Origin of the sequence: Dialister sp., from assembly GCF_036343215.1 — a bacterium.
Classification (GTDB): Bacteria; Bacillota; Negativicutes; order Veillonellales; family Dialisteraceae; genus Dialister.
In genome coordinates this window covers 1-3,695 of the sequence record NZ_JAZASU010000136.1, presented here as the reverse complement: position 1 = coordinate 3,695, position 3,695 = coordinate 1, and the positions used below count along the sequence as shown (strand labels likewise).

The 3,695-nt window shown below is 51.6% G+C and carries 2 protein-coding genes; one reads left to right on the top strand and one right to left on the bottom strand.

Annotated features, from left to right (window positions below; all coding sequences use genetic code 11):
* The first annotated feature begins 223 nt into the window (after window positions 1-223).
* On the top strand, window positions 224-943 hold the full coding sequence (locus VZT47_RS09690; protein ID WP_330224762.1) for a class I SAM-dependent methyltransferase: 720 nt from the start codon (window positions 224-226) through the stop codon (window positions 941-943).
* Between the two features lie 392 nt (window positions 944-1,335).
* Here the strand turns inward: VZT47_RS09690 and nadE are convergent, their stop codons facing one another.
* Window positions 1,336-3,213 (bottom strand): NAD(+) synthase, encoded by a 1,878-nt coding sequence (nadE, locus tag VZT47_RS09685; protein WP_330224761.1) that lies wholly within the window; start codon window positions 3,211-3,213, stop codon window positions 1,336-1,338.
* Between the last annotated feature and the right edge of the window lie 482 nt (window positions 3,214-3,695).

Genomic DNA, 3,695 nt, shown 5'->3' with positions numbered 1-3,695 from the left:
GCTGGCGGTCTATCTATTGTTTTCGGTTGCTTGCTTCTTTACCGTACATGAGCATTCATTGAGGGGAAGAAGTACTTTGAAGCCAAACCGGGTATGGACTACGATACCATTGAAAAAGCGGTGAGGAACGTATTTGAGGAAGCACGGAAGGCTTGACCTGTAAAAGCCTGAGGCCGTTTCGCAGAGGAAACGGCCTTTTCGCTGTGGAAGAAAGGAAAATGGGATGGACAATTTCGAGGAGAAGAACAGAGGCTATTGGAATGAGCGGAGCCGCGGCTACAGCAGTCTTAGACAAAAGGAACTGTCCGGGCCGGACAGCAGGGCCTGGGAAAGGTTCCTGATGGAAAGGCTTCCGAAGGGAAGACTTCTTCATGTTCTGGATGCAGGCACGGGGCCTGCCTTCCTTGCCATTATCCTGGCAAAGGCAGGATGCAGGGTGACGGCCCTTGATTTCTCTGCCTCCATGCTGAAAGAGGGGGCGGCTAATGCGGAAAAGGCGGGAGTTTCCATTTCTTTCGTGCAGGGCGATGTGATGAACCTGCCCTTTCCGGAAAGCAGCTTTGATGCCATTGTGACCCGCAATGTGACCTGGAACCTGCCCGATGTGCCCAGGGCCTATGCGTCCTGGCAGAGGGCTTTGAAAAAAGGGGGCGTCCTTCTTAACATGGACTCCAACTACGGCCCCATGGATTTTACTGCCGCTGCGAAACTTACCAAAAATGCGCACCACGGTGTGGCGGAAAGTCTTATAGAGACCTGCCAGGAGCTGAAGGACTCCATCCGTATCAGCACCCACAGCCGGCCGGCCTGGGATGTGGAACGGCTGCAGCTGATGGGTTTTTCTTCCGTCACATGGGAAGAGGATATACGCCCTCTTGTTCACCTGTCCAAAGAATGGGACTACGACCCGCTGCCTCTTTTCTGCATCAGGGCGGTGAAATAGAAGGGGGACGGTAGAAGACAGAAAGCAGAGGCCCATGATTTCATCTGCGGACCTGCTTTTCCTTTATTTCACTGCATACGTATGGAGGAATCAGGAGTTTTGACATGGGAAAAGGGCTGTGAAGAAATGGTCATCATTTCTTCACAGCCCCTTTTGGGATATGATGAAAATGTATCAAACTCCGGCAAAGCCGACGCCGCAGCCTTAGGGAAGCACTGATTAATTCGCAGAGTCTGCTTTTATAAGAATTTTTATGCACTGCTTCGTCATGGGGCTCCTTAAATAGCTGGCTATTCGCGTCGCCCCATTCCTTGCATTGCATAAAAATTCAAGAATAAAATCAGACAACGATTTAATCAGCGCTTCCCTAGGGCGCAGAACGCCGGTCAAACTTAAGAACCTTTTACGACCTCCACCATGCTTCTCTTCATTTCAAGATACCGGTCTGTATAGTAGGGGCCTACCTGGGATTCCCGAAGGTCGTAGCCGTAGGGACGCCGGCTGATGGCGAGGAGGGGCGGCGCCTGGATTCGTTTGGCTACGGCAAATCCGGCAAAAAGGTTCCACCAGCGCTCCAGGTCCTGAATGAAAGCGGCGTGGGTGGGAAAGAGGTCTTTTACCTTTACGGAGCAGCCCAGATGCTCTTCCAGTGTTCCTTCTCTGTACCAGGCAAGGATGTCCTCCGGCGTATTTCTCTGCCAGGGTTCTACAAAGCTTTTCAGCAAATAGTCATGGTATTCGTAAATGAGAGGATCCCCCAGGCCTTTGGTGACATCCTGGTTCTCCGACAGTTCGGCACTGGGTTTTACGGTGAAAATCCCTTCGGGAATGACTTCCTGCCCGTACCATTCATTCAGGGCCCTGCCCAGTTCATAGATCTGGTATTTCCACAAATCCGCCGTCGCTGCCAGGGCGCCGGCCAGGTCGCCGTAGAGGGTGCCATAGCCTACGGTCATTTCCGTTTTATTGGCGTTGCAGGTGAAGATGCCGCCGAAGGCGGCGGAGAGTGCAGAAAGAATGCGGCTGCTCCGGTCCCGGGCCTGCATATTTTCCTTCATGAAGCCCGTGAGATGGATGGTTTTATTTCCATAGGGAAGGCCTTCGAGGGCTGCTGCCGTCTCATCGATGAAATTTCCGATAGGAATAGAAAGGTAAGGACAGCCCAGGTTGTCTGCCAGCTGCCTGGCCAGGTCCTTCGTGAGGGCCGAGTTGAAGCGGGTGGGGGTATTGACGAGAAGCAGATTTTCCGGCGGGAGCACGGACCGGTAAAGGGCCGCATTGACGGCTGAATCTATACCTCCCGATACGCCGATGACCACTTGATTCACGTGGATGGATTCGAGGAATTTCTTTACCCCGTACCGCATGGCGGGAAGGAGCAGGTCTCCTTTATGAGGCGTCATGGGCTCGGAGGAGGTAAAGGTGCCTGTTTCCTGATGGAAATCAAAGGTGCAGTGGGGCGTCTCGAAAGGCGCGGCTTCTCCTGCCAGATTTCCATTCTGATCATAGAGGGCGGTCATGCCGTCGAAGGTGTAGCAGGTTTTGCCATTATTCTGAAGTCCCCGGTTATTGACGTATACCATGGGGACGTGAAGCTTCGAAAGGGAAGCGGTCAGCATGCGGTGGCGTTTTTCATTTTTGCCCAGAGTAAAGGGAGAAGCGGAGAGGTTCAGGAAGAGCTGTGCTCCTTTCTCCGCCAATACTTTCATGGGGGAGAAGGAATAATTTTCATCCCAGCTGTCTTCGCAGAGAAGGATTCCCACGCGGACTGTCTCTTCTCCATTGGTCAGAAGGTACGGGGCAAAGAAATCTTCCGGCGGAAGGCCTTCTTCCCTCGCTTCGGCCAGGGTGGAGGTGAAATACCGCCGGTCCTCAAAGCAGCGGTAACTGGGGAGGAGTGTCTTCATCACATAAGGCCTGAGGGACCCTTCAGGATAGAGGAAATGACCGTCCCTTGCCGCAAAGGCAGCATTGTATTTCCTCGGCCTTCCGTCATCATTGGTCTTTCCCCAGTCTATGGCGCAGCTTCCCCACACAATGGTGAGGCCTTCGGAAGCCTGCGCCATTTTTTCATTGTACCTTTCGCATTCCCGGAGAAAGGCCGTCTGGTCCCACAGGTCTCCGATGAGGTAGCCCGTGAGGCACATTTCCGAAAGCGCCAGGAGATCGGCTTTCACGGATCTGGCATATTCGATTTCTTTTTCAATCTGTTTCCAGTTTTCCCGGATGTGCCCGGGAATGACGTCAATCTGGGCAGTAACGATTTTCATGATGAGTACCTCGTTGTTTCCATACATATATCTTTATTTTACAGGGGGAGAGAGGGGCTGTAAAGAAATGAAAGGGATGGAGGCGGGAGATTCATTTAAGTTAAAATACGTTTTTGATAGGTATCAGTTCGCAGTTCTTGGTGAAGACGGACCCGCAGCAAATATCCGGAAGCGGGTCCTTTTTATATCATTTGGGCTATAACAGGAAATAAAAAAGGCCGCCCTGTCAATTTGGCCCACTTTCCCGAGTCCCCAGTCCCGAATCCAGATCGATGCAAAGCTTCGAAGAGAGCTGACTTTTCAAAGTTTCAGGAAATTCAGTCACTGAGAACTGCTGACTGATCACTGAACGCAAAAAAGCCGGGGCTGTACAGAAAATACACAACTAAAACAAAGAACCCATCGACTTAAAAAGGCCGATGGGTTCTTCGCATGGTATAATTTAATTATGCCAAAACCAAATAATACCATTGGTAGACATT

What these genes read in the sequence shown, in the direction of transcription:
- nadE (WP_330224761.1), bottom strand. Translation starts at nt 3,213, where the DNA reads ATGAAAATCGTTACTGCCCAGATTGACGTCATTCCCGGGCACATCCGG.
- VZT47_RS09690 (WP_330224762.1), top strand. Translation starts at nt 224, where the DNA reads ATGGACAATTTCGAGGAGAAGAACAGAGGCTATTGGAATGAGCGGAGC.